The following is a 24,055-nucleotide window of genomic DNA, read 5'->3' as shown; positions in this document are numbered from 1 at the left end:
GCGACCCGCTCGCCCTGCGGGTGCCCGCGCGGCAGGGGTCCAAACACGAGAAGGGGCTGATGCCCCGCCCCCACCTGAGACCGTGCCAGCCGACCGGGCGCCACGGTGCGGGAGCGGCCCCAGCCACTCGCGGGCCAGACCAAGTACGTGGCATTCCTCCTGGTCAGGAGCCCTTGTTGGACTTTCTGCTGAGACGTGCCCGACGGGGAGTCCGGCGAACTCCTCGCCCGCGGTCCGTATGCCTTGCGAGGCTACTACCGGGCGCCCGACCACAACGCACGCTCCTTCACCACCGATGGCTACTTCCGCACCGGCCACCTCGCGCGGCACACCCCGGAGGGCAACCTGGTGGTGACCGGCCGCCTCAACGACGTCCCCCGGCGGGCCGGCCGCGAAGACGGGCCGCAGTCCCGGCCCCGGTAGTCAAGATGTGGTCCAACGTGCTCATCTGCGATGGCGAAGTCGGCGGCCCACGTCCGCGCCAGATGTGGTTTGGCCGCTGATGAGGGGGTTAGGCGCGCCATAGCGGGCGGCGCACCCGGCCGCCACCCGGAGGGGAAGGCGAGGCGACGCAACAAGACCTCCGCGCTCCAGGAGCACACCATGACACAAACCATCCGAGACATCATGACCCGCGATCCGGTCACGGTCGGCGCACTCACGTCGGTGCACGAAGCGGCCCGCCGCATGCGCGATGCGGACATCGGCGACGTCCTGGTAACCGACGACGGTCGGCTGCGTGGCCTGGTCACCGACCGCGACCTCGTCGTACGCGCCCTCGCCGACGGCAAGGACCCCGACCAGACCACCGTCGCGGAAGTCTGCAGCGAGGACCTCGTGATCATCGACGCCGACGACGACGTCGACCGTGCCGTCGACCTCATGCGCGAGCGCGCGCTGCGCCGGCTGCCGGTGATCGAAGGCGATGAGCTGGTCGGCGTCGTCGCCCTGGGCGATCTCGCCCTCGACCGCGACCCCACTTCCGCCCTCGCGGACATCAGTGCCGCGGAGCCCAACATTTGACGGCCGCCCCGCACCCGGCGCGCACGGCGGTGCCTCCGGGCAGCCAATGCCACGCCATGCCACGCCATGCCACGCCATGCCACGCGCCGGAAGATCCCGCATTCGGGTTTGCCCGGTCCGCGAGGGGTTAGCCGCGCCATAGGGCGCGCGCCGCGCTCCTGGCCCGTGGGGGCCGGCCCCGCTGCGAAGGGAGTTCGCGCGATGAAGGTCTCGGACCACCTGCTGAAGAGGTTGCGGGAGTGGGAGGTGGAGTACGTCTTCGCCTACCCCGGAGACGGTATCAACGGACTGCTCGCCGCCTGGAGCAGGGCGGACGACAAGCCGCGCTTCATCCAGTCCCGGCACGAGGAGATGTCCGCCTTCCAGGCCGTCGGGTACGCGAAGTTCTCCCACCGGACCGGTGTGTGCGCCGCGACCTCCGGGCCCGGGGCCATCCACCTGCTCAACGGCCTCTACGACGCCAAGCTCGACCACGTGCCCGTCGTCGCGATCGTGGGGCAGACCGACCGGTCCGCGATGGGCGGCGCCTACCAGCAGGAGGTCGACCTGCTCTCCCTCTACAAGGACGTGGCCTCCGACTTCTGCGAGATGGTCACCGTCCCCCAGCAGCTGCCCGGCGTCCTGGACCGGGCGATGCGCGTGGCCACGGCCCGGCGCACCGTCACCGCCGTGATCATCCCGGCGGACGTCCAGGACCTGCCCTACGAGGCGCCGACGCACGAGTTCAAGATGGTGCCCTCCAGCCAGGGCCTGGGCCGTTTCGCGCCCGTCCCGGCCGATGAGGAGCTGGCCCGGTGCGCCGAGGTCCTCAACGCGGGCGAGCGGGTCGCCATGCTGGTCGGCCAGGGCGCGCGGCACGCGCGCGCCGAGGTCGAGGAGGTCGCCGAGGTGCTCGGCGCGGGCGTGGCCAAGGCCCTGCTGGGCAAGGACGTACTGCCCGACACGCTGCCCTACGTCACCGGGTCGATCGGTCTTCTCGGCACTCGGCCGTCGTACGAGATGATGCGCGACTGCGACACCCTTCTCGTCGTCGGCTCCAGCTTCCCGTACAGCCAGTTCCTGCCCGACTTCGGCCAGGCGCGGGGCGTGCAGATCGACGTGGACCCCTCGCTGGTCGGCCTGCGGTACCCGTTCGAGGTGAACGTCGTCGGTGACGCGGCGGAGACGCTGAAGCGGCTGCTGCCGCTGTTGGAGCGCAAGACGGACCGGGCATGGCGCGACTCCGTCGAACAGTCCAACGAGCGCTGGTGGGAGGTGCTGGAGCGCAGGGCCAAGGTCCCCGCCGACCCGGTCAATCCCGAGCTGGTGGTGCACACGCTGGACTCGTTGCTGCCGGACGACGTCATCCTGGCCGCGGACTCCGGTTCGGCCGCGAACTGGTACGCGCGGCACCTGCGGATGCGCGGCTCGATGCGCGGCTCCCTCTCGGGGACGCTGGCGACCATGGGGCCGGGCGTCCCGTACGTCATCGGGGCGAAGTTCGCGTTCCCGGAGCGGCCGGCGATCGCGATCGTCGGTGACGGTGCGATGCAGATGAACGGCATGGCGGAACTGATCACCGTCGCCAAGTACTACCGGGAGTGGACGGATCCGCGGCTGATCGTCGCGGTCCTGAACAACCAGGATCTGAACCAGGTGACCTGGGAGATGCGGGCCTTGGAGGGCATGCCGCAGTTCGAGGAGTCGCAGCGGCTGCCCGACGTCCGCTACGCCGACTTCGCCGTCGGGCTCGGCCTGTCCGGCCTCCGGGTCGAGAGCCCGGACGACGTGGAGCCGGCGTGGCGCCAGGCCCTGGCCGCCGACCGGCCCTTCGTGATCGATTTCCGTACGGACCCGGCGGTGCCGCCGATTCCGCCGCACGCCACCTTGGACCAGGCCAAGGCAACCGCCTCGTCGGTGCTGCACGGGGACAGCGACCGTGCCTCGGTGGTCCGTCAGGGCCTCAAAGCGAAGATCCAGGACTTCTTGCCGGGCAAGGGCAGGGACAAGGGCTGATCCCGCTGATCCTGCCGACCCCCTTCGCTGACCTGCAGGCGGTCCGTGCGGGGCGGGACCTGACGGGCCCGGGGGTGAGCTGGTTCAGGTGCCCGTCTCCTTCGACGACCTGGTGGCCCTCGCGCTCGTGCGGGACGTCTTCACCGCCGACGTCGCCGCGGGCGAGTACGGCTACGACCTGCCGTACTTCGCCCGCGCGATCCCGGCCGTCGACTGCCTCCAGACGGGGGCTCCCTGCGACCCGGTGCGGACGGCGCTCCCGGCCGGGGCGCTTCACCCTGCGCACCGACCGGGCCGGCGCGTACCGGACCGGGTAGGGCAGGCCCGTCATGGGCCGCCCGGGCGACGTGGGGATCAGGTGTGGAGGCGGCTGTTGGGGCCGTCGTGGTCGACGGCGGTTTCGTCGTTGAACCAGTAGTCGCCGGCGGCGAGGTAGCGGAACGAGTGGGTGCTGTTGCTCGGAAGCTCCACCGTGACGGCGCGGTTGCCGTCCTTGCGGGGCGTCAGGGTGTGGATGCCGGGCCTCCAGTCGTTGAAGTCGCCGACCACGGAGACCGGTCCCGGCGGCGTGTCGGTGGGGAGGATGAAGGTGACCTGGGTGCGGTCCTTGCGCGGGGTGCGTTCCAGCATGGGGGCTCCTGACCGGTGGTGGGGGTGGGGGTACAGGCCCATAGTCAGCGGCGGGTACCCCGGCCGCATGTCGACGCCACCACCCGGTACCCCGTATCACCCACCCAGCACGTTCCGTGATGCAGCGGATGCGGATCGTGACCAGGCGTGCCAGTGTGGAGGCGAGGAATTACCTCAGCCACGCGTCACAGAGGAGTCGCCGTCATGGGCGGTATGAAGGACAAGCACCAGCAGCCGGGCAAGGGCCGCGAGGAGCAGGAGCGCATGCGCCGCCCCGGCCAGGACCCCGCCCACCCCGTCGCAGGGCAGGAGGGAGTCCGGGGCAAGAGCCCCGAAGAGCTCAAGCGGCGCGGTGAGGACGAGATGCGGCGCGAGCGCGACGCGGACGAGATGCTCGACGAAGAGATCTGACCGCGGGCAAGCCCTTACGCCCACGCACGCAGGACCCGGCCGGGATCAGTCACCATCACCCGGCCGGGTCCTGTCACGTGCGCGCGGAGCCGGCGCAAGGCGCGGGCGGTCGGCGCCTGCGGCCATGGACCGGCTGTCCAGCGGGTGGGCGCGAAGGGCACGGAACGCCCGTCAACTGACCTGGCCCACGAGCCGGCTGTACGCCAACTCCTCCCGTTGCGAGGCCCTGAGCCGGAGATGGGTGCCTTCGAGGAGCTCCTCCAGGACGGCACGGCCGGCCGAGTAGGGCTGCTCCTGTTCCCCGGCGGCGGCAGGGCACCAAAGGATCAGCAGCCGCTCGCTTCTGCGCATGCCCGCCGAGGTCGCGAAGGTGAGTTCGTGGGCGACGAGGCGCGGTTCGTCCGCAGGCAGGGCCTGGAGTACCTCGTCATGCGTCAAATTGCCCTCCAGCTCGAGCACCAGCCCGTCCTCGGCGTCATCGTGGCGGAGGATGACGGTATTGACATCCCGCCGCTCGCGCAGACGATGCAAGGCATGGAGGCAGTCGTCCGAGACGGTGATGGAAGTGCTCACAGGGCCTCATTTCGATCGTGGCCGGCCAGGACCCACGGATCAACGAACGGCCACCGTCGAAGATGCGTTCATGGGTCAGGCTGGTGGAACACGGCTTCGCGAGCCGGGCCCGGCGGCGCCGAGGGGGTGGGCACCGAGGGGACCAGGACGACGCGGTGATCGCAGAGGGTGCGGAGGACGGGTTGCCGGAGGGAGCGGGGCTCCCGTCCTCCGCCGCTCGGGCCGGCCGTTGTAACATGTCGTCCATCCGATGACAAGTAAGACGTCATCCAGCCGACGACGGCGCAGAGCGGGAGCGGGACAAGGCCCCGGCACGCCCAACTGAGCGGTCTCCACTTCATCTCGGCGAGAGTCGCGCGGCGAGCGATGGCGGTCAGCGACGGGGATCCGGAGCGGGACGACCACGGCCGTGTGGTGTGGGCCGGTCTGGCTGCCGGCCGGGAGATCCGGTAGAGGCCCGGCCGTCCACGGGCCGCCTCCACCCTCTGCCCTGCTCCGCCCAGTGCCGGCGGTGAACTGGAGCGGTGGCCCCGGTGCGTTCGGTGGTCCAGGCCCAGCGCACGAAAGGGTACCGGCTGCACCTGATTGCCGGCCTCTGATCGGCACTACTCGCTCCCCAGCGGGCTGAGTTGGCAGAGCCAAGGGGGTGGAGTCGGCGGGTGAGCGCTTGAGAGGTGGGAACCCATCAGACCCCCCCAACCGGCGTTGTCACCCCCCGGCTGTAGGTTGCGTCTCACCCCCTGTACAAGGAGCACCACGCATGTCCATACCGCCGCAGCCGCCGTCGTCCCCCGGGCCGTACTCCCAGTCGGGCCCGTACGGACAGCCGGGGCAGCCCGGGCCGTACGGCGGCCCGCAGGGCTGGCACGCGCCGCCCCAGATGCCGCTGACGCCGCAGAAGACCAACGCGTTGGCCATCGTGGCGTTCGTCATGTCGATCGTCTGCGCGCTTCCGCTGGTCCCGCTGATCCTCGGCATCATCGCCCTCTCCCAGATCCGCAACCGCGGTGAGAAGGGCAAGGGATTCGCCATCGCGGCCATCGCCATCCACAGCGCAACCATCGCGCTCTCCGCGATCGCGCTGATCTTCGGATTCTCCGGAGCACTGGACGACGGCCCTCCGCCGAAGCGCGACAGCAGTGGCCAGGTCACCACCCCGGGCTCCATCGACGTGGAGGACATCCGTACGGGGGACTGCTTCAACACGGGGGGCAAACTGGCGGAGTACAACGACGAGGACGGCGGCCAGGCCGGCTTCTCGGTGAAGATCGTGCCCTGCGGCGAACCCCACGAGGGGGAGGCGTACACCGTCGCCACCCTGGAGGACGGGGCGTACCCGGGCAAGGACAAGGTCATCTCGATCGCCGAGGAGAAGTGCGGCGGCACCGCCCTGACCGACTACGTGGGCGACGACGCGAAACTCCCGGAGACGCTGGAGGTGTTCTACTACTACCCGCAGCGCGCCACTTGGATCCGCGGCGACCGAGAGGTCACCTGCTTCCTGGGCCACACCAACGGCCCCAGCACCGGCTCGGTCCGCGCCACCGGTTCCTGAGCCGCAGTGGTCGGTCGGAGGTGCGGGACGACCCCACCGGCCGCTCCATCGAGGACGGCATCTGCGTAGCGATCCGACCGGGGGCGGCCGCAGGTCGGGCCGATTCCGGACGCAGAGGCGCTGACTGTGGGCCGTACCGGTCATGGTCCCCGGCTGTTTGGGGGATCCGTGGGCCACCTCCGGCGCTTCTTCCACCAGCGCGGGCATCTCTTGAGGAAGCGAAAGAGAGACACGATGCCGCTTTATCTGTCGAGGTTCAGCTACACGCCGGAGACGTGGGCGAGGCTGACCGCGCACCCCGAGGACCGCGGGAAGGCCGCTCAGTCGTACATCGAGTCCGTCGGTGGGAAGCTCCACGGCTTTTGGTACGCCTTCGGCACGCACGACGGCTATAACCTCTGGGAAGCTCCGGACAACGTGTCCATGGCCGCGGTGGCTCTGGCGATCAGTGGAGGCGGCGCGCTCAGCTCATTTGAGACGACCGTTCTCCTGACCGTGGACGAAACGCTGGATGCCTTGCGCCGAGCCGGCCAGATCCGATATCAGGCTCCTGGCATGCAGCGGTGAACAAGACTCGGATGTGTGGGCATCGGCGAGTCGCGCTGGGTCCTGCGGGTCTCGTTCCTGGATGGGTGGCACCCGGGGTCCGGTCTGGCTCGGCGCCCAGGTGACGGGTACGGCCTGTCGGCGGCGCGGCGCAGCTCGGTGCCGCCGACCTGCCACCCACGGTGCGCTCAGCGGCCGCTTGCATCCTGTACCCAGGTACAGGTTTACCGTCGGAGGTGTCCCCACTGCGGGGACCGATGAGGACGGGAGTGAGCACGATGACCGATCCGGCGTGGGTGCCGCAGTCCTGCACGCTGCCCACCGAGGAGCGGCCCTTGCGGGTCGCCGAGTGGGAGGCGCTGTTCTCCGAGCGGCTGACCGTCCTGTCCCGCCCCGAGCCGTTGCACCTGCGTCTTGACCTGGCCGGAGGGCCGGGGGCCGTCGCCCGGGTCCGGGACCTGGCGAAGCGTGAGAGCGGCTGTTGCTCCTTCTTCACCTTCACCGTCACCCCCGGCGAGGACTCGGTCCACCTGGACATCACCGTGGACCAAGCGCACGAGGCGGTCCTGGCCGCCCTCGCCGTACGGGCCGGCGCCGCCAGGGATCCACGGTGAGCACGGGCCTGCGCAGCGGCCAGGTGGCCGAGGCGGCCGGGGTGAACGTGCAGACGCTGCGCTACTACGAGCGGCGCGGTCTGCTGGCCGAGCCGGAGCGGAGCAACGGCGGGCACCGCCTGTACGGCGAGGAAGCGGTGACGGCGTTGCGGGTCATCAAGGCCGCCCAGCGCCTGGGCTTCACCTTGGATGAGGTGGCCGAGCTGCTGGAGGCAGGCCGTCACCGCCACGGCCGCCCGGTCGCCGGATTGCAGGAGCGGGCGGCCGCCAAGCTCGCCGAGGTCGACGCGAAGATCGCGGACCTCACCACCATCCGCGCCGCCCTGGCCGAGGCCTTCGAAGCGGGCTGCGACGACCTGACCGTCTGCGCGTCCAGCGCCTGCTGCCCCCTCCCCTTCACGGACCTCGCCGAGGAGAACCGCCCTGCCGGGCCCTGCTGCTGAGCCGCTCCTACGCAGCAACATCAGCCCGTCCCCCGCCCGAGTTGAGCCACTCCGCGACGGCCGGATGTCAGCAGCTGGCTCGGACGTATGCGGTGATCACGGGACGGGCACTCCCGTTCGGAGGAAGTAGAGACCTGTTATTCGGCCGCTTTCATTGAAGGTGACGCGGAACTCTCCCGGCTGCTTCGCCATGCGCAGCGGCACATTGACTACCGTCCCACTCCCGGATGCAACCTGCTGGGGATCCCCATGGGACTGGTAGCGCCCGAACTCCGCTTGGTAACTCTTCCAGGACTGCTCGAGAGCCTCCGGAGACACCTTTTGTTGCATCGCCTCATCGAAGCGGGATGAGACAGCGGTGAAGCTGCCTTGAATCACCTCGGCGAGAGTATCGAGAGCGAGCTGCTTGTACTGGGGCTGGCGAGGCACCGTCACGGCACGTGGGAGCATCACCTCCGCGGCTGGGACCACAATCTCCGCGGAGGCACGCGCCTGCGTCACCCCCAACACGGCATCGTTCCCGACGAACAACGCACTCGAAGCGACCGTGGCCACGGTCAGGCTCCGGATGAATCGCCGCTCCAGCCGCCGCTTCCCGCCGCACGATCTGTCCTTGCGAGAAATCAGAGCCATAGCCTTCTCCTTCTTCCCCAGGGGGGAGGGAGCAAATACGCCGCTCTGCCCTGCGCGCCATCCGATCGAACATCGGGCGAGAGGGAGTTGAGGAACGTCGCCGCGGCCGGAGGCACACGCCACCCGCCATTCGGGACCACCCTTTATGCTAGGTCGCCGAAATCGCGGCCGCATTTCGGCTCCCGCCGGCCGCAACCCTGCGGCCCGGAGGCGCGGCCGTCGGCCAGGCGAGCTCGTGACCGTCCTCCTTCGCGGGCGTCTTTCCGCCCCGGGTGGCGGCAGGTGCTGCCGGTGGGCGGGTCACAGTTCGGGTCCCGGTGATGTTCAATCGCCACTGGGGTCTGATGGAGCGTCAAATGGGTGGCGCAAGTACGGCGACCAGGTGGCCGCCGTCGCCGGATTCCACCCCGGCCCCCTGGTCACCGACACGCCCGACAGCCCGCACCTCCTCGTCCCCAAGCTCGCCGCCCCAGTCCACCTCGGCCTCGCAGAAAACGACATGCGGCCCGAGGCCGTCAGCGAGCTCAACCAGGCCTTGGACACCGCAGGTGTCGCCACACCTGCGAGATCCACCCCGGCACCGTCCACGGCTTCACCATGGCCGACACCGACGTCTTCAACCCCTCCGCACTGCAGCGCCACTGGGACCGCCTGCTCCTCCTCGGCCGCACCCTGGCCGACAGCTGAGGCTCCGGCTCCCAGACGGCGGGAGGGTCCATGACCGCGCTCGGTGACCTGATCGAGAGCGACGACCGGACCGTACTGGTCCTCGGGCAGGAACTGGATGTCGAGCACGATCAACCGGACGTGGCCAACACCCTCGTACACCGGGAGTCGCCGCTGCCGCCGTCCTCGACGGGCCGGCAGCAGACATGCGTGGTGCGTTCGGCGATCACGGACATGTCGGCCGGGCTGCTCCCCACGTCCGGGCCCGCGGTGTAGCGGCCGCCGAGCGATTCGATCACGTCGCCGAGGTCGTGGAGCAGGGCCGTGCGCTCCGCGCCGGCCGGGCTGCGGTCGGGAGGGCGACGACCGCCTTCGCGCCGCCGTGTTCCAGACCGGCCAGTGCGTTCTTCTCGGTCATCGCCGCCGCCAGCCTCAGTGCGTCCGCAACGTGATGCCGGCTGCAGACGATCACGTTCTGCTCACCGGCTTCGGTATCGCCGTAGACGAGACCGATACCCGAGGTCTCACCGAGATCGACAGCGCCCTGACCATGCTCCGCACCGCCGCTGCAAGCCCCCCGCCGAGGCGGCGCGCCACCGAGAACCAGCAGCCGGTGCAGCCTGGCCGGCGGGGAGTGGAAGGGCGTATCTGGCGGCTGATTGCCACACTCCTGTGCACCGTGGTCGCTGTCGTAGTCGCCGTCGTGGCCTATGACCACCGCATCACGATGGGAGCGACCGCAAACGAGCCGGGCCCGCTCCTCTTGCACATCTTCACCACGGCCGCCTGCGCCGGCCTGGCGGCGTCACTCTTCTTGTGGAGAGGGCAATCAGCCTACGGAATCAGCCCCAGAGCCAGAGCCACCCTCCTCGCCCTCGCCCTCCTGCTCCTGCTCCTGCTCTTGGAGATGGCCAACGGCTGGTGGTGAGCGAGCCAGTGGCCAATGAGCGGGCTGCTTTCCGGCCCCGGGAGCGTACGAGCAGGCCGGCAGGTTGCGCCAGCAGTCAACAGGACACGCCCCGTACGGCCGGCAGGTCGAGACAGCGCGACGTGCGGCGGCGTCCGCAGCGAAGAGTTCCAGGGGACCAGTACGGGTGTGGAGGAAGAGCTCCACGACTCGGCCCTCGAACCGGATCGTCTTCCGACACGTCGGCAGGCGCGCGGGAGCGGCTCTGGTCCGCCCACTGGTGGGCCGGTTGCCGCGGACACGCCAGCATGCTGGTCCCGGACGGGTGGTGTCGGTGCCGCACAGCGGGGCAGGGGCGTGGGGCAGGGGAGTCATGTTCACGGCTCCGCCGCCGGCGGAGCCCCGAGTTGTGGAAGGACATCTGATGTCGCAGGTGAAGGAATCGATCGAGGTTGATGTGCCGGTGACGACGGCCTACAACCAGTGGACGCAGTTCGAGTCGTTCCCCCAGTTCATGGATGGCGTGGAGCGGATCGAGCAGCGCACGGACACGCTCACGCACTGGGTGACGAAGGTCGCCGGGGTGGAGCGGGAGTTCGACGCGGAGATCACCGAGCAGGTCCCGGACCAGAAGGTGGCCTGGGTGACCGTGAGCGGTCAGAGTGAGCAGTCGGGGCTGGTCACGTTCCGGCCGATCGACCCGGCCCACACCGAGGTGACCCTGATGATGGACTTCGACCCCGAAGGCATGGCGGAGAACATCGGAGACAAGCTCGGGTTCGTCGACCGGCAGGTCAAGGGCGACCTGAAGCGGTTCAAGCACTTCATCGAGCACCGCGGCGCCGAGACGGGCTCCTGGCGCGGCCGCCTCTGACCGTCCCTTCGCCAGCCGGGGGACGACCCCGGCAGGCGACTCCCGTCATGTCGAACTCGGCCCGCGGGGCAGCCCCCGCGGGCCGAGTGCGTGGGTGGCTGAGACGGATCCACACCCCATGGCGGCCCGGTCGCTACACAAAGCCCCACCCGGAACCGTCTGCCCCGGCGATTTTCCCGAAGGCAGACGGTTCCGTGACCGTGCCGGCACGGTCATGGAATGCCCCGCGTGCGACTCCCGCTGCTGCGGTCCCTCTTCGTCGGGGAGCGGTGCCAACCCCCCCGTGTAGCACGGCTTCCTAGCGGGAGCGAGGACCCGGTAGTCGCTACGCCCGCCGGTGTAGCCGATGCTCGACCACGCCCACGACCGCTCCCACGCCCCCCGGCCGAGTGGACCGCCGCTCCTGCAGTCCCGACCCGGCAAGCTGATCCAGCGCCACTTCCCCGAACTCGTCCCGTGGCATGAAGGGATCTCCCTGCGCGGGACGAGCAGATCCGGTGGGGTGCAGGTCCAGAATCCCGGCGTGCCGGGCCGCTGCTGACGCGCTGCCGCAGAACACCGCTCTCGGAGGCCCCCTTTGCCGGGGCGATCCGTACCCTACGAGCCCGCGCGACGAAGTTCGCTCCCATCTGCCCCGTGTGAGACCCGGCGACCGGGGCAGGCGGGCTGTCACGCAAGGCATCACAGCCCAGCCAAGCAGAAAGGACACTCTTCATGAGTGAGAACGTGTGGGGCTACCGGGAGACGTCCGGCCGGCTGCAGGGCGTGGACCTGACCGGATTCAAGGTCGAGGCCGTCGACGGCAGCATCGGCAAGGTCGACAAGCACTCGGACGAGGCCGGCTCGGCCTGGATCGTCGTCGACACCGGCCCGTGGATCTTCGGCAAGGAGGTCCTCCTGCCCGCCGGCACCGTCTCCCGTATCGACGTGGCAGAGGAGAGGGTCTACGTCGACCGAACGAAGGAGCAGATCAAGAACGCCCCCGAGTTCCACCGCGACAAGCACCTCGGCGACGCCGGGTACCACGACGAACTGGGCGCGTACTACCGCTCCGGCGGCGCGTTCGGCGGCCGTCCTCTCTGACCCGGCACGAGGAGCGCGAGAGATGAGCGAGCACGGCAAGCACCCGCTGACGGCCCCGCCCTCGAAGGCGCCGGGAGAGAGCGGCGACCGGGAGGCGCGCGAGGAGGCCGAGAACGCCGTCATGCCCGGCACCAAGGACGGCGAGGCGGCAGACGCGCTGACCCCGAACACCCAGGCGCAGCGCCGCACCGCCGACCGGAACCGTGACCCGGACCGCGGCCGCTGACGTGGGAGGATGTGGCTCCCCGGCGCCCACAGCGTCGGGGAGCCACAGGCGTCCGGCCTGCCCCGCGCACCGGACCCCCCGCGCCACGGACGTGCGGGAGCTCGTCGTGGACTGCGCCGCCCGCGGGGCTGTCTCGCTCGGGGACCGCCCCCTGGCAGCCGAGGCAGACGACGATGCCAGACGGTGCCGGCCCCTTGGCGGGACGACGCGGCGCCGCCATGCCGACCCGGCCTGCCACGCGTTCGTCCTGGTATGCGGTCGGCACATAAACCGGTGGCCGTACGCGGTTCCGGGGGGAACGAAAACCGCGTACGACCACCGATCTCGCCGGTTGCCACACCGCTCAAAGGGGCAACGCGCCGACAGTGCGCGTCTATCCGGCCCCGGGGCTTCCAAACCCCCCGTGGTGTGCCGTGCGCCACATCCGAGTGGCGGATTCCCGCGTGCGGCGTCCGCTCCCTGCTTGCAGCATGGCCGTGTGCCCCCCACCGGACGACCCCCCACCGGACGACCAACGACATGCGCCCTGTCCGGACGATCCAGCTGGAAGGCAGGCCCCTGATGACTCCGGCCGTTCCAGGGGACCCCGAGGGACTCAAGCTGCTCATCGCACGCGAGGTGGCCTCGCTGCGGGCCGCGGCGAGCCGCACCGCCGGGATCCGGCGCGAGCCCCCCGACCAGCCCCTCACCTCGCCGGAGGCAGAGGAGCCCCCGCCGCAGGCCTGTCCTTGCGGAGGCAGCGAGGAGCGCGGGCACCAGTGCGCCGAGGCCCCCGCGGAGCATGACCCCTGGGGCTGTGTGTGCGCCACGTTGCCCGCCATCCCGGTGTCGGCCGCGCTGCTCGAGCCCGTCAAGGACGACGACGGCCGTACGGTCGACTTCGTCGTCCGGGCGGGAAACCACGTCCGGTCCGCGGAGTGGCTGGACCCGCCCGACCGGCAGGTGGGCCGCAGGCTGCTGGCGGTGCGGCCGGGCGCCGGGGGAGCCGGCTTGCTCGACGCGCTGACGGGCGTCCTCCGCACCGGCCGCGCCCTCAAGGGACACCCCGTCGACTACACCGAATGGCGCAGCGGCCGGCTGCACCGTACGACGCTGCTGTACGACGCCGCGACCTGCGGCGGCAAGGTGCTGGCGACCTGGCGGCCGGCGAGGGCGCACACCGAGCTGATGTCCCTCGAGGCGCAGTACATCGCCACCATGGGATGGGCGCACTTCGACCTGCTCGCCGGCACCACCACCTGGTCGGATGGGCTGGCCGCGATCTTCCGTACGGGACCGGACGGCCGGATGACGCTCACGGAGCTGTGCGACGCGGTGCTGATCGAGGACGCACCCCGGTTCGGCCGGCTGCTGAGGGCTCTGTTCGACTGCGAGGAACCCCCGGGCACCGACATCCGCTTCAGCGTGCACGGTGACGTCCGCCACCTCCACGTCGTGGGCCGGCCGGTGATCGACACCGACGGGCTGCCCTGGGCGCTGTACCTGATCGCGCGGGATCTGACCGCGCAGGTCCGCAGCAGACAGCGGCTCGCGGCCACCCGTCGCCAGACCGAAAGGATCATCGAGGAGGCGGCGGCCGAGCACCGGGTCGCCGTGGCGCTGCGCGAGGCGCTCCTGCCCACCCACTCCTCCGAGCTCGCCGAACGGGGATACGCCGTGGCGGCGGCCTACCTTCCGGCCGAGCCGGATGCCGCTGTAGGCGGCGACTGGTACAAGTGCCGGCTGCTGCCGGACGGCCGGATCCTGCTCGCGGTCGGTGACGCGTGCGGGCACGGGCTGGGGGCGGTCGCACGGATGGCCCAGCAGCGGCACGCGCTGGCCGGTCTCGCCCACACGCCCGGTACGGACGCCGGCGACCTCACCACCTGGCTGAACGAGCTGATCTGCGCCGACCCGACCGCCGAGACGGCCACCGCCGTCATCGGGCACATCGACGCGGCGCGCCGCCTGACCTGGGCCTGCGCGGGCCATCCGCCGCCGCTGCTGCTCCGCGGCCGTACGGCGACGACCCTGGACGCATCTCACCGCGGGCCGCTGCTGGGCCTGCTGCCGGGGGACGGGTACGCGACGGCCCAGGTCGAGCTGCAGCCGGGCGACATCCTGCTGCTGTACACCGACGGCCTCGTGGAACGCCGGGACGAGGACATCACGGACAGCATCGCGACGCTCCGCAAGCGCCTGGCGAGCTGCTCCGGCCTCGGCGCCCAGGGCGTCCTGGACTCGATCATGGCGCTGTACCCGCGGGGCGACTTCGCCGACGACAGCTGCCTCGTGGTCATCGAGGTGCGCTGACGTCGGCCTGCCTGCCGGACGAGTGGCCGGACGGGCCGGCCGACGCGGGGCATGCCGAGCATGGCGGTCGGGAGCGGCGTACGAGCGTGACGGCGCGCTCGATCTGTGCGCGGTCATGGGAGACATCCAAGGAGACGGCGGCGTACATCGTGCCGCGGACAGCTCGGACCGCGTCGGTGACGCCCGGATCGGTGCCGTCGTCTCGCCGGTCGTTTCGCCGCAGGCGGCTGAATCCGCGGCCTGACCCGACCACTCCGGCAAGGCGGCCCGCAGTGGCCGAGGGCGGTCGTCCCAGATGGAGCAACTCTCGTGGCGTGCCACGGTGCGTGGGTCGTTCAGCACCGCGGATACGTACACAGCGGCAGGAGTGTAGGACGGACATGTCCAGCAGCCCGAGCGCGCCTGCCTGGACGTCCGGGTCCCCGTCCAGGAGCGGGAGCAGGCGAAATGGCGTGGGGATAGGCAGTGCAGTCAGTGCCGGCCCTGCGCCGTCAGTGCGGCAGGCACCGTAAGGGTGCGGAGCCGAGGAGCGGGGCCGGCAGTGTGGTCGGTATGTCATGGGCGAGCCCCCGGCACCCCGGGGGAGGGGGGAAGACGTGATGTTTCGTCGCCGCTTCCGGGGGTCCCGTGACCTCCTGGACGTGGTGCCGGCAAGCCCGGACATGGTGGCGGAGATCAGTGCCGACCGACAGAGCTGTGCCACCGGGAGCACAGCCCAGCTGTCGGGCGTTGGACCGTCGAAGGGAGCGATCACGTTGCACACACCGCACTACCCGAGCGATGAGGAGGACCCGATGAACGCGGCTGACGAAGGACGGCAGTGGCCGGACGAGGTCAGTGTCGACAACGCGAGGACGACGCTGCTGCAGCTCCTCGCGCGGGCGGGGGTCCCTTCCGATGACGCGCGGGAACTGACCGGGCTCGTCGAGGCGGGTGCACTGGCTCTCGCGCACGAGGAGCTGAGCGGCGGCGCCCGGAGCGCGCCCGGGGACAAGGGCGCGGCGTACGAGTCGGGCTGGCTCGACGGCGCCGGGCACCTCCTGGAGGAGCTCGGCGCCGTTGCCGAGCGGACCCTGCTACGGGTCGTGGGGGCTGAGGGGCAGCCGGGCCCGGCCGGGGAGCGTCCGCCGGCCGGGCGGATGGAGGTGGAGCGGGCGCGGGTGGCACTCACACCCCTGTACCTGTCGTTCACCGCGGCCTCGGAGCTGGATCCGGAGGTGACCGAGGAGGTACTCGCCGCCGTCCTCACCACCATGAGCCCCCGGCAGCGGGCCGGGTACGCCGGGCGGCTGACGCAGTTCGCCGCGGCCCACCGCACCCGGCTGGAGCGGCTGTTCGCTGCGTTCGGACCGGGCAGCACGATCACGGTCCACGGCCGCTATTCGCTCCTCCACTCCGCCACGAGCATCGCCGTACTGGAGCGGCTCATCGCCGCGCCGCAGGCGCTGCGGGAGGAGTGGAACGCCGCAGAGCTGCCGCCCGCGTGGCTGGACGGCCTGACGACCGCCTGGAACGCCCCGGCCTGACTGACGTCGGCGATCACCGTCGCCCGGCCCGGCCGCAGTCCCCCGCCTGCGGCCGCCACGACACCACGGGCCGACCGTGCACGACCGGCCGGACCGTTCCGCTGCGCCCGGCCGCGGCCCGGGCCTCCCGCGACAGCGATGCCAGCCGGGCTGGCCGGTTTCGGCGCCCGCCGTCCCGCGGGCCTTGGTGGAGCTGCTGTTCGACCGGTTTGCGGCGCCCATGGCCCGGACCCGGGCGAGTGTGCCGCGGTCGTCCGCCGGACGCCGGGCGCCGCCCTCAGCGGACGAGGGGAAGAAGCGTGGGGGCCGGGGCGGCGGGGACGCGTTCGAGGACGCCGCCTGCGAACACGTCGTAGAGCGGCAGCGTCTCCAGGTGGACGTACCCGATGTGGCAGTCACAGACGGCCAGCGGGCAGGGGCGCGGCGCGAGGGCCACCCGGTAGGAACCGTCGTAGAGGTTGCCCAGCTCCGTACGGACGAAGTGACAGCGGCGGACCGTGCCCTCGCCGTCCACCGAGATGACCGACTCGCCCGTCCGGCACGGCAGTCCGGCCGAGCGGTGCGGGTGGCGGCTGTACGGGAAGAGCGGGTCCAGGGCGGTCCAGGCCGCGGCCTCCTCGTCGGTGTAGGTGTGACCCTCGGCCGCGTTGACCCAGAGGTAGACGTGGCCGGGCAGGGCGGCGCGCAGCCGGCGGGCGTGCTCCAGGTTCTCGGGCAGACCGACGATGCCGACGCTGTGCCGGATGCCGCGGTCGGCGAGGTCGCGCACCTTCCCCAGGAAGCGTTCGTACGGCGTCTGGCCGGGATGGTAGGTGCACCACAGGGCCACGGTGGCGGGGTCCGCGTCCGCCAGCCAGTCGGTGCGGCAGCTGAGGTTGGTCTGGATGGCGACGCGCTCGACGCGCGGCCGGTGCGAGAGTTCGACCAGGGCCCGTCGGTACCAGGAGCGGACCAGTCCCTCGCCCCAGGGGGTGAAGAGGACGGAGAGCCGGCCCTCGGTGTGGGAGGCCGCCCAGCCCGTGAAGCGTTCGAGGGCCGCCCGGTCCGCCCGCAGCTGCTCCGGGGTGTCGCGCCGCTTGGCGAACGGGCAGTACGGGCAGGCGTAGTCGCACGAGGCGAGCGGACCGCGGTAGAGGACGGTCAGGTGCGCGTCTCGGCTCCGGAGGGGGCCGCCGGGGAGTGGCAGGTGGTGCACGGGCGCCTACTTGGGATCGTAGGCGGCCATCGCCGCCCGTACGGCGGGGGAGAACAGCTCGGGGCCGAGCGCGTCGGAGTGGGCGAGCCCTTCGGGGGTGAGCCGCAGGAGCCCGCCGCCCGGCCCGCCGGCGCGGGCGTCGAGCCAGCCGCGGGCCGCGAAGGCGGCCAGCTCCCCGGGGAAGTCCTCGAACGGGTCGGTGCCGAACCGGGCGCGGTAGTCGGCGACCGGCATGCCCCGGGCTTGGAGCACGGACTGGAGGAGATGGCGGCGGCGGGCCTCGTCGCCGTCCACATACCGGCCGTGCACCGCCCGGCCGAACTCCTCGGTGCCCGTGTAGTCGTCGATGATCGCCCGGATCTGTCCCATGTCGACCGCGTAGTCGAAGGAGTAGTGGAGGGCGGAGGTGTACGAGCGGGCGCCGCAGCCGAGGCCGATCATGCCGTCGGTCTGGCAGGCGTGGTCGTCGGGGCCCTGCGGGGCCGCGCCGGTGCGGCGGAACATCCGCATCGACACCTGCTCGTAGCCGTGCGCGAGGAGGTGGTCGCGGCCCTGCCGGTAGAGGTTCAGGCGCTGTTCGTCCCACGCGCGGTCGGTGTGCGCGGTGCGCCGGGCGAGACCGGTGAGGGGGCGGACGTACAGGGGGTAGAGGTACAGCTCCTCGGGCTGCCAGGCGAGGGCGGCGTCCAGGGAGGCGCGCCAGGTGGCGGCGGTCTGGCCGTCGATGCCGTAGATGAGGTCGATGTTGAGGACGGGGATGCGGGCTTCGCGGATCCGGCCGAGCGCGGCGTCCACGTCGGCACGGCGCTGGGGGCGGACGGCGGCGCGGGCCTCCTCGTCCACGAAGCTCTGCACGCCGATGCTGAGGCGGGTGGTGCCGCGCTCGGCGAGGACGGCGAGGCGGTCGGCGGTCGCGGTGGCGGGCGAGGCCTCCACGGAGAGCGGGACGGCCCGGAGGTCGGCGCCCATGCGGTGCTCGGCGATGTCGCAGAGCCGGTCCAGCTCGTCCGCCGTCAGGAAGGTCGGGGTGCCACCGCCGAACGCGGCGCCGGCGAAGCGCACCGGGCCGTCGTCGCCGAGGGCCTCGCGGACGGCCGCGGCCTGGCGGTCGAGTGCGTCGAGGTAGCGGCCGGTCAGGCCGTCGGGGGCGCCGATCCGGGTGAAGAGGTTGCAGAACCCGCAGCGGACCTCGCAGAACGGTATGTGGACGTAGAGGGAGAGCGCGTCCTTGCGCTCGCCCCGCCACAGGTCGCCCAGAGCCGGGCGGCCGGCCAGCGGACGGTACGCCGTCTTGTGCGGGTAGGCGTAGACGTAACTCTGGTACGGCCGGACGCGGGTCGGAGTGGGGAGGGCGGCGGGGGCGGTCATGCGGACGGCTCCAGGAAGAAGTGGGCGTACGGCACGGTCCACACGGCCTCGTGGGCGAGGCGGTGGCCGGTGTAGCCGTCGTCGCCGTAGGTGGTGCCGTGGTCGGAGCAGACGATGGCGAAGCAGCGGCGGCGGGAGCTCATCGCGCGGAAGAGCCGGCCGATGTGCCGGTCGATGTACTCCAGGGCGGCGGCGTGGGTGGCGCGGGTGTCCCGCGCCCCGCAGGCGGCGCCGGGCAGGTGGAACCAGTTGGGCTGGTGCAGGGCGGAGGCGTTGAGGAAGAGGAACAACCGCCGGCCCGCCGGCAGCTCGGCGACGACCCGCTCGGCCCGCGCGACCTGTGCCTCGAAGGAGGTGGGGGACGCCACGCCGAACTCCGGTTCCCAGTGGCTCTCCTGGAACATGCCCGGGAGTACATCGCCCAGCGCCCCCTGCTTGTTGAAGAATCCGACGCCGCCGATGCACACCGTCCGGTACCCGGCCGCGGCCAGGCCGGACACCAGGTCGGGGGTGTCGAACACGAAGGTCCGCCCGGCGGTTGTCTCGCTGCCGGCGAAGCGCGCTGCGAACAGCCGCGGGTGCGGGCCGGGCGCGGCGGGCGTGGGCAGGAACCCGGCGAACATCGCCTGGTGCGAGGCGTAGGTGAAGCTGCCCGGGGCGTGCCGCCGCTCCCAGACACCGCCCGGGAGGTGGCGGGCCAGGTTCGGGATGCGCCCGGCGGCGGCCAGTTCGACGGCGACGTCGTACCGGAGGGTGTCCAGGGTGAGCAGGAGCAGGTCGTCGCGGCCGACGACCTCGTTCATGTCCGGGAGCGGCGCGCGCTCGGGCGGCGTCGCGTCGGCCCGGTGCGTCGTGCCGCCCGGGTGTGCCGTGTCGTCCCCGCGCGTCGTGTCGTGCTCGGTCAGCGGCCGGCCGGTCAGCGGCCGGTCGCTCTCAGGCGGGTGCACAGTGGTTCCTCGTGTGGTGGTGCTGGACGTACGTGGGGGCGGCAGCCACCTGGGCGGCGTAGGTGTCCAGGCCCTCGGCGCCGCTGCGGGGCAGGCCGGTGAGGCCGGGCAGCAGGTCCCCGAACGCGTTGACCTCGGCGACGGCGAACCGGCGCCAGCCGACGGCGGGCAGCAGGTCCACCCCGACGCACAGGGTGCCGGGGAAGCAGGCCGCGGCGCGTTCGCAGATCCGCAGGGCCTCGTCCCAGTGCGGGCCCGCGGCCAGGGTCACGGCCGCCAGGTCGCCGCGTCGTCCGCCGAGGTGCAGATTGGTCATGGGCGAGCGGCTCGTGCGGACCACGGCGTGGGTGGCCCGGCCGGCCACCACGACCACGCGCAGGTCGGCCGCCCTGCCGTCGAGCGAGGCCTTGGGCCACCAACGCTCCAGGTGCAGTCCGTCCGGGGCGAGGGCGTCGACGAGCGCCGCCACCTCCCGCTCGCTCGTCAGCCGGCGCAGCCGCAGGGAGTTGTGCAGATGCCCGTCCTCGGCCGTCTCCACGGAGGTGGTCGCCCGGATCCGGCCCCGCCCGGCGGTCTCGACGGCGACCACCCCGGACGCGGAGGACCCGTGCGCCGGCTTCACGAACGCGCGCGGCATCCCGTGCGCGTCCATGAGGGCCCGCACGTCGTCCCAGCCGCGCACGGGGGTGCCGCCGCCCGAGGTCGGGGAGTGGGGGACCGGCACCCCGGCGTGGTACAGGGTGCGGTGGCAGAGCCGCTTGTCGAAGAGGACGGCCAGCTCGCCGGCGTCGTCCATGCGGAGGCCGCCGGTGAGGGTACGGACCGCTCCGGTGAACCGCGTGTACCAGCGGGCGCTCCCGTCCACCCGGGTGGGACTGTCCAGACCGCGCAGGACCCGGTCGACCTCGGCGTTCTCCCCCGGCGAGTCCAGCCGTACGAGCTCGTCGGCGGCGAACTCGGCGCCGCCCGCGCGCAGCACGTCCGTCCAGGGCACGACGCGGGGTCCGGGCAGCCCGGCGTCGCGGACGGCCTGGCTGAACAGGCCGACGCGGCGGTTCTCCGGGTTGCCGACGACCGCCCAGCGCGCCGGGGCCCGCCGCGGCGGTGCGTTGTCCGTCATGGCCGGCGCGCTACTCGCCGACCGCGACGAAGCGCCAGGTGCGGCCGTCCCACTTGTCCTCCTCGGCATGGCCGCGGTGCAGGTCGAGGGTGACGCCGGCCTGCTCCAAGACGTCCCGGAAGCGCTGCTTCAGCGGCTCGGTCAGGTAGTTGTGGTGGAGGTCGAGCGTTTTGAGGTGGGTGAGCGGCTGGCCGCCGAGCAGTGCGGTCCCGCCCACGTCCGTGAGGACGCCCATGGACAGGTCGAGGGTCTCCAGGCGGGCCACGACGGGCGCGGCGGCCGTCGCGGCGGCGATCTCGTCCTGGATGTCGGAGTTCCGCAGGCCCAGGTGGCGCAGGTTCGGCAGCCGGTCGCCGCCGAGGATGGGCTCCACGTCGGTGAGCTCGCAGTCCCCGCCGTATCCGGCCGTGCCGAGCCAGAGGTCGAGGTGTTCCAGTGCGGGCAGCGCACTGGCGGCCACGTTCCGGACGGCCGCGGCGGGCATGCCGCCGGTCTCCACGGTGAGGGAGCGCAGCCGCCGGTGGGTGAACGGCGGGATGACGAGGCCGGTGCCCCCGCGGACGCCGAACTCCTCCAGCTCCGGGAAGCCGTCGACGAGCGGGCCGACGTCCCCCTGGCTGATCCACGATATTTCGCACTCCTCGGACTCCATGTCCCCGAGGAACAGGGCGCGCAGGGCGGGGAGTCGGGGACGCGCGGCCAGAAGTGCCTCGATGATCCCCTCGGGACCGCTTTCGTAGGCGTCCTCCCAGGCACCGACCACGATCGCACGGACCCGGGTGGTGTCGACGGCGGCGACGAACCGGGCGAACGTCTCGGGCCAGGCCTCGTCCGCGTCGTAGGTGTCCGACGAGATCCGCCACGCGACGGCGTCCGGCTCGGGCAGGGAGGTCTTCACTTCCTCCTCCGGGCCGGGGAAGTCGAAGACGGGCAGCCCGTACGACTCCTTCAGGTGGCTCGCATAGCTCATGTGTCCCCGCCGTTCCTCGCCTGTCGCGTCCGCGTCGATCTGCTGAGAGTTGTACCAAGTGCCACTGACAACGCCGCAGGCAGGGCGGCCGAGCGGCCGTTGTCAGACCCCGGCCCTACCTTCGAATCGACGCGGCGCACCGGGCGGCGCGTCGGGAGGGGGACACGCGTGTACAGGCAAGGGGACGTGCTCATCGCGCCGATCGGCGAGTCGGAGCTGCCGCCGCAGGTGGACGACGCGCCGGGGGAACCGCGCGACGGTCGGGGCCGGATGGTGCTGGCGCTGGGTGAGGTGACCGGGCACGCGCACGCCGTGCTGGGGCCGGGCCGGCTGCTGCGGGAGCGGGGTCCGCTCGGGCCGCTGCTGCTGCACCTCCCGGACGGCGGGCGGGTGGTGCACGAGGAACACGCCGCGATACCGCTGCCGAAGGGCTGGTACCGGGTGGTCCGCCAGCGGGAGTACGTGCCGGGCTCGGTACGGCTCGTGGCGGACTGACCGGTCGAGGAACGAGCGATCGGCGGATCGACCGATCGACGGATCGAGGGGGAGGACAGGGATGAGCGACAACGACAACGACATCGACACCGACGTGTGGCGGGTGGCCGCCGCGGCCACCGCGCCGGCGAACCGCCCGGAGGCGGAGGCCGGCGTGCGCCTCGCCTACCGCGCGGCGGGGCTGCGGGAGCCGGAACTGATCGTCTGGGCGGACTCGCCCCGGGCCGCGCTGGGTCTGCTGCTCGACGCCGACGGCCCCTGGGGCACGCAGGCGCGCGGCCGCAGCGTAAGGGAGGCCGTGCGCAGCGCCCCCTGGGCTGCCGAGCGGGACCGGCTGCAGGGGCGGCTCGGCCCGCGGGGCTGGGGGCAGAGGTGGAACGCCACGGGCGGCCGCCTGTGGACGAACACGGAGCGGCTGACGGACCGGATCCGGGCTGGGCTCCTGGAGTTGGCGGAGGACCGCGCCGAGGAGGCGGAGGTACGGCTGCTGCTCCTCGACGCGGTGCTCGGCCAGCACGACGCGGCCTGGCTGTGCGCGTTCGACACCGGGCCGGGGTCGCCGCTGCACGGGATGGCCGAGGTGGCGCGTTCGGCCGGCTGGTGGTGGCCGTACGAGCGGCTGGCCGTGGTGTGCGAGCGGCCGGTGGAGCTGCACCGTGACGAGGCGGGCCGGTTGGACCGCGGTGACGGTCCGGCCCTCGGCTTCCGGGACGGCTTCGCGCTGCACGCGTGGCGCGGCATGCCCGTGCCGGCCGAATTCCTGGACGGCTTGGGCAGTCTGACGCCGGAGCGGATCCGGGACGAGGAGAACGCCGAGCTGCGGCGGGTGATGCTGGAGCACTACGGCTACGACCGCTACCTGAGCGAGTCGGCGGCCGAACCGGTGCACCGGGACGAGACGGGGGTGCTGTGGCGCATACCCCTGCCGGACGACGAGGACGTGGTCATGGTGGAGGTCGTCAACTCCACCCCGGAACCGGACGGCACCAGCCGCACGTACTGGCTCCGCGTCCCGCCCGATACCCGCACGGCCAAGCAGGGAGTGGCCTGGACCTTCGGCCTCGACGAGCAGGCGTACGTACCCCTGCGCCAGACATGAGGCCAGGGCCGGCGGCCGCGGTGACGGACGACTCGGCGCGACACGTGAGTTCCGCGCCGTGCGCGGACCACTCCTACGCGGTGTGGTCGGCCGCTGGATGTCGCAGGCGCGGACCGGCCGTCAGGTGCCGCCGCGCTGCTGGTTGCTGTCGCGGCGGAGCCGGCGGGTGTGCCGGGTGAGGGTGTCGATGCGGTCGGCAAGGTCGGTGTGCCCCGGGCCCAGGTGGTCGCGGGTGGCGGTGAGCGGGCCGACGAGCTGGGCCGCGTCGTCGCGGCCGAGGGCACTGCTGAGCTCACGGACACTTGTCTCGGCGGCGGCGGGGAGGTCGGTGAGTGCGGTGATCTGACCGGCCAGCTGACGCAGGTCGGCGGCGTTGCCGCGAGCCCAGACGGTGACGGTGCGGTCGGCGGCACGCCGGTCGCGGACGGCCTGGACCCGCTGCTCGCCGGTGCTGTCGGCCGGGCCGGGGCGCAGGCGCAGGTAGCGGCGTTCAGCGGCCTGGCGGCTGGCGACCCCGAGGGGCCCTGCGAGATCGGCCCAGCTCGCGCCCGCTTCCCGTGCGGTTTCGATCAGGCCGGGCTCCCATCCGGCGAGCTGCTCTCGTACCTCGCGCAGAAGAAGCAGTGAGGCCAGGGCCTGCTCCGGGCCATCGTCCGTCGGGGGCGTGGCGGGGCCGGCGCTCTGGGCCTCGCGCACGGTGTTGCCGATGGCCTCCAGTGCCGCTGCGGCGGCCAGGAAGGAAGCGGGCCCGCGGGCCGGGTGGGTGCCTGGGGCCGGGGGAGGGACGGGCTTGTCGGCGGCAGTCACAGATGTCCTCCAGCTCTCGTCACCCTGAGGATGACACCTTGCTTGTCATCGTTTCGA

27 protein-coding genes and 1 pseudogene are annotated in these 24,055 nt (G+C 72.1%); 18 read left to right on the top strand and 10 right to left on the bottom strand.

The genetic code is table 11. The annotated features are described in order from the left end of the window. Window positions 1–195 precede the first annotated feature (195 nt). The 3 genes from J7E94_RS30215 (at window position 196) to J7E94_RS30205 (ending at window position 3,018) form a co-directional block, all read left to right on the top strand. Window positions 196–423, top strand: a complete 228-nt coding sequence (locus J7E94_RS30215; protein WP_374224516.1) for a hypothetical protein — start codon at window positions 196–198, stop codon at window positions 421–423. A 180-nt stretch (window positions 424–603) separates the two neighbouring features. Then, window positions 604–1,023 (top strand): CBS domain-containing protein, encoded by a 420-nt coding sequence (locus tag J7E94_RS30210; RefSeq protein WP_215019987.1) that lies wholly within the window; start codon window positions 604–606, stop codon window positions 1,021–1,023. A gap of 201 nt (window positions 1,024–1,224) precedes the next feature. Further along, window positions 1,225–3,018: a thiamine pyrophosphate-requiring protein gene (locus J7E94_RS30205; protein WP_215019986.1), complete on the top strand. Its 1,794-nt coding sequence runs from the start codon at window positions 1,225–1,227 to the stop codon at window positions 3,016–3,018. Between the two features lie 354 nt (window positions 3,019–3,372). Here J7E94_RS30205 and J7E94_RS30200 read toward each other — a convergent pair whose 3' ends face one another. Beyond that, window positions 3,373–3,648: an isoamylase early set domain-containing protein gene (locus tag J7E94_RS30200; RefSeq protein WP_215019985.1), complete on the bottom strand. Its 276-nt coding sequence runs from the start codon at window positions 3,646–3,648 to the stop codon at window positions 3,373–3,375. Between the two features lie 204 nt (window positions 3,649–3,852). Between J7E94_RS30200 and J7E94_RS30195 the strand changes: the two genes are divergently transcribed. Then, the gene (locus J7E94_RS30195; RefSeq protein WP_215019984.1) at window positions 3,853–4,059 is read left to right on the top strand and encodes a hypothetical protein; all 207 of its coding nucleotides are present in this window, start codon (window positions 3,853–3,855) and stop codon (window positions 4,057–4,059) included. 171 nt (window positions 4,060–4,230) lie between these two features. Here J7E94_RS30195 and J7E94_RS30190 read toward each other — a convergent pair whose 3' ends face one another. Further along, window positions 4,231–4,632 carry a cofilin family protein gene (locus J7E94_RS30190; protein ID WP_215019983.1) on the bottom strand — a complete coding sequence of 134 codons (402 nt, stop codon included), beginning with the start codon at window positions 4,630–4,632 and terminating at the stop codon, window positions 4,231–4,233. 760 nt (window positions 4,633–5,392) lie between these two features. On the opposite strand from J7E94_RS30190, the gene J7E94_RS30185 reads away from it, so the two are divergent. From J7E94_RS30185 to J7E94_RS30170, 4 genes are all read left to right on the top strand, one after another. Further along, window positions 5,393–6,187 (top strand): DUF4190 domain-containing protein, encoded by a 795-nt coding sequence (locus tag J7E94_RS30185; protein ID WP_215019982.1) that lies wholly within the window; start codon window positions 5,393–5,395, stop codon window positions 6,185–6,187. Between the two features lie 234 nt (window positions 6,188–6,421). Further along, window positions 6,422–6,754, top strand: coding sequence for a GYD domain-containing protein (locus J7E94_RS30180; protein ID WP_215019981.1), 333 nt, complete (start codon window positions 6,422–6,424; stop codon window positions 6,752–6,754). Between the two features lie 257 nt (window positions 6,755–7,011). After that, on the top strand, window positions 7,012–7,347 hold the full coding sequence (locus J7E94_RS30175; protein ID WP_215020064.1) for a hypothetical protein: 336 nt from the start codon (window positions 7,012–7,014) through the stop codon (window positions 7,345–7,347). After that, window positions 7,344–7,790, top strand: a complete 447-nt coding sequence (locus J7E94_RS30170) for a MerR family transcriptional regulator (RefSeq protein WP_215019980.1) — start codon at window positions 7,344–7,346, stop codon at window positions 7,788–7,790. The genes J7E94_RS30175 and J7E94_RS30170 overlap by 4 nt, the downstream gene beginning before the upstream one ends. A gap of 96 nt (window positions 7,791–7,886) precedes the next feature. Here the strand turns inward: J7E94_RS30170 and J7E94_RS30165 are convergent, their stop codons facing one another. Then, window positions 7,887–8,423: a DUF3887 domain-containing protein gene (locus J7E94_RS30165; protein ID WP_215019979.1), complete on the bottom strand. Its 537-nt coding sequence runs from the start codon at window positions 8,421–8,423 to the stop codon at window positions 7,887–7,889. A gap of 379 nt (window positions 8,424–8,802) precedes the next feature. On the opposite strand from J7E94_RS30165, the pseudogene J7E94_RS30160 reads away from it, so the two are divergent. Both J7E94_RS30160 and J7E94_RS30155 read left to right on the top strand, forming a co-directional pair. Further along, window positions 8,803–9,110, top strand: a pseudogene (locus J7E94_RS30160) (dienelactone hydrolase family protein); the annotation flags it as partial. A 30-nt stretch (window positions 9,111–9,140) separates the two neighbouring features. Beyond that, window positions 9,141–9,365 (top strand): hypothetical protein, encoded by a 225-nt coding sequence (locus tag J7E94_RS30155; RefSeq protein ID WP_215020072.1) that lies wholly within the window; start codon window positions 9,141–9,143, stop codon window positions 9,363–9,365. Window positions 9,366–9,384: 19 nt separating this feature from the next. On the opposite strand, the gene J7E94_RS35070 is transcribed toward J7E94_RS30155, so the two are convergent. Continuing rightward, entirely contained in the window at window positions 9,385–9,807 is a 423-nt protein-coding gene (locus J7E94_RS35070; protein ID WP_251057445.1) for a Glu/Leu/Phe/Val dehydrogenase dimerization domain-containing protein, read from the bottom strand. A gap of 9 nt (window positions 9,808–9,816) precedes the next feature. Here J7E94_RS35070 and J7E94_RS30145 point away from each other — a divergent pair, with 9 nt between their 5' ends. The 6 genes from J7E94_RS30145 to J7E94_RS30120 all read left to right on the top strand — a co-directional run bounded on the left by J7E94_RS30145 (window position 9,817) and on the right by J7E94_RS30120 (window position 15,997). Then, window positions 9,817–10,017 carry a hypothetical protein gene (locus J7E94_RS30145; protein WP_215019978.1) on the top strand — a complete coding sequence of 67 codons (201 nt, stop codon included), beginning with the start codon at window positions 9,817–9,819 and terminating at the stop codon, window positions 10,015–10,017. A gap of 403 nt (window positions 10,018–10,420) precedes the next feature. Further along, window positions 10,421–10,870 (top strand): SRPBCC family protein, encoded by a 450-nt coding sequence (locus tag J7E94_RS30140; RefSeq protein WP_215019977.1) that lies wholly within the window; start codon window positions 10,421–10,423, stop codon window positions 10,868–10,870. Between the two features lie 714 nt (window positions 10,871–11,584). Further along, a complete protein-coding gene (locus J7E94_RS30135; RefSeq protein ID WP_215019976.1) occupies window positions 11,585–11,953 on the top strand; it encodes a PRC-barrel domain-containing protein in 369 nt (122 codons plus the stop codon). Between the two features lie 22 nt (window positions 11,954–11,975). Beyond that, window positions 11,976–12,179, top strand: coding sequence for a hypothetical protein (locus J7E94_RS30130; protein ID WP_215019975.1), 204 nt, complete (start codon window positions 11,976–11,978; stop codon window positions 12,177–12,179). 519 nt (window positions 12,180–12,698) lie between these two features. Further along, on the top strand, window positions 12,699–14,471 hold the full coding sequence (locus J7E94_RS30125) for a PP2C family protein-serine/threonine phosphatase (protein WP_251057444.1): 1,773 nt from the start codon (window positions 12,699–12,701) through the stop codon (window positions 14,469–14,471). Between the two features lie 794 nt (window positions 14,472–15,265). After that, on the top strand, window positions 15,266–15,997 hold the full coding sequence (locus J7E94_RS30120) for a hypothetical protein (protein ID WP_215019974.1): 732 nt from the start codon (window positions 15,266–15,268) through the stop codon (window positions 15,995–15,997). 277 nt (window positions 15,998–16,274) lie between these two features. On the opposite strand, the gene J7E94_RS30115 is transcribed toward J7E94_RS30120, so the two are convergent. The 5 genes from J7E94_RS30115 to J7E94_RS30095 form a co-directional block, all read right to left on the bottom strand. Further along, window positions 16,275–17,192: an STM4011 family radical SAM protein gene (locus J7E94_RS30115; RefSeq protein ID WP_308345526.1), complete on the bottom strand. Its 918-nt coding sequence runs from the start codon at window positions 17,190–17,192 to the stop codon at window positions 16,275–16,277. Window positions 17,193–17,198: 6 nt separating this feature from the next. After that, entirely contained in the window at window positions 17,199–18,560 is a 1,362-nt protein-coding gene (locus J7E94_RS30110) for an STM4012 family radical SAM protein (RefSeq protein ID WP_215019973.1), read from the bottom strand. Continuing rightward, window positions 18,557–19,363 (bottom strand): STM4013/SEN3800 family hydrolase, encoded by an 807-nt coding sequence (locus J7E94_RS30105; RefSeq protein WP_215020061.1) that lies wholly within the window; start codon window positions 19,361–19,363, stop codon window positions 18,557–18,559. The genes J7E94_RS30110 and J7E94_RS30105 overlap by 4 nt, the downstream gene beginning before the upstream one ends. Window positions 19,364–19,493: 130 nt before the next feature. Further along, window positions 19,494–20,627 carry an STM4014 family protein gene (locus tag J7E94_RS30100; protein ID WP_215019972.1) on the bottom strand — a complete coding sequence of 378 codons (1,134 nt, stop codon included), beginning with the start codon at window positions 20,625–20,627 and terminating at the stop codon, window positions 19,494–19,496. Window positions 20,628–20,637: 10 nt separating this feature from the next. Next, on the bottom strand, window positions 20,638–21,597 hold the full coding sequence (locus tag J7E94_RS30095) for an STM4015 family protein (protein ID WP_215019971.1): 960 nt from the start codon (window positions 21,595–21,597) through the stop codon (window positions 20,638–20,640). A gap of 168 nt (window positions 21,598–21,765) precedes the next feature. Here J7E94_RS30095 and J7E94_RS30090 point away from each other — a divergent pair, with 168 nt between their 5' ends. Both J7E94_RS30090 and J7E94_RS30085 read left to right on the top strand, forming a co-directional pair. Further along, window positions 21,766–22,092 (top strand): hypothetical protein, encoded by a 327-nt coding sequence (locus J7E94_RS30090; RefSeq protein ID WP_215019970.1) that lies wholly within the window; start codon window positions 21,766–21,768, stop codon window positions 22,090–22,092. A 61-nt stretch (window positions 22,093–22,153) separates the two neighbouring features. Then, entirely contained in the window at window positions 22,154–23,191 is a 1,038-nt protein-coding gene (locus tag J7E94_RS30085) for a DUF6745 domain-containing protein (RefSeq protein ID WP_215019969.1), read from the top strand. Window positions 23,192–23,311: 120 nt separating this feature from the next. On the opposite strand, the gene J7E94_RS30080 is transcribed toward J7E94_RS30085, so the two are convergent. Beyond that, entirely contained in the window at window positions 23,312–23,998 is a 687-nt protein-coding gene (locus J7E94_RS30080) for a type III effector protein (RefSeq protein ID WP_215019968.1), read from the bottom strand. Window positions 23,999–24,055 lie beyond the last annotated feature (57 nt).

It is taken from the genome of Streptomyces sp. ISL-94, assembly GCF_018614075.1.
GTDB lineage: Bacteria > Actinomycetota > Actinomycetes > Streptomycetales > Streptomycetaceae > Streptomyces.
Note: the sequence above shows the minus strand (reverse complement) of the source record. Positions and strands in the feature narration are given on the sequence as shown.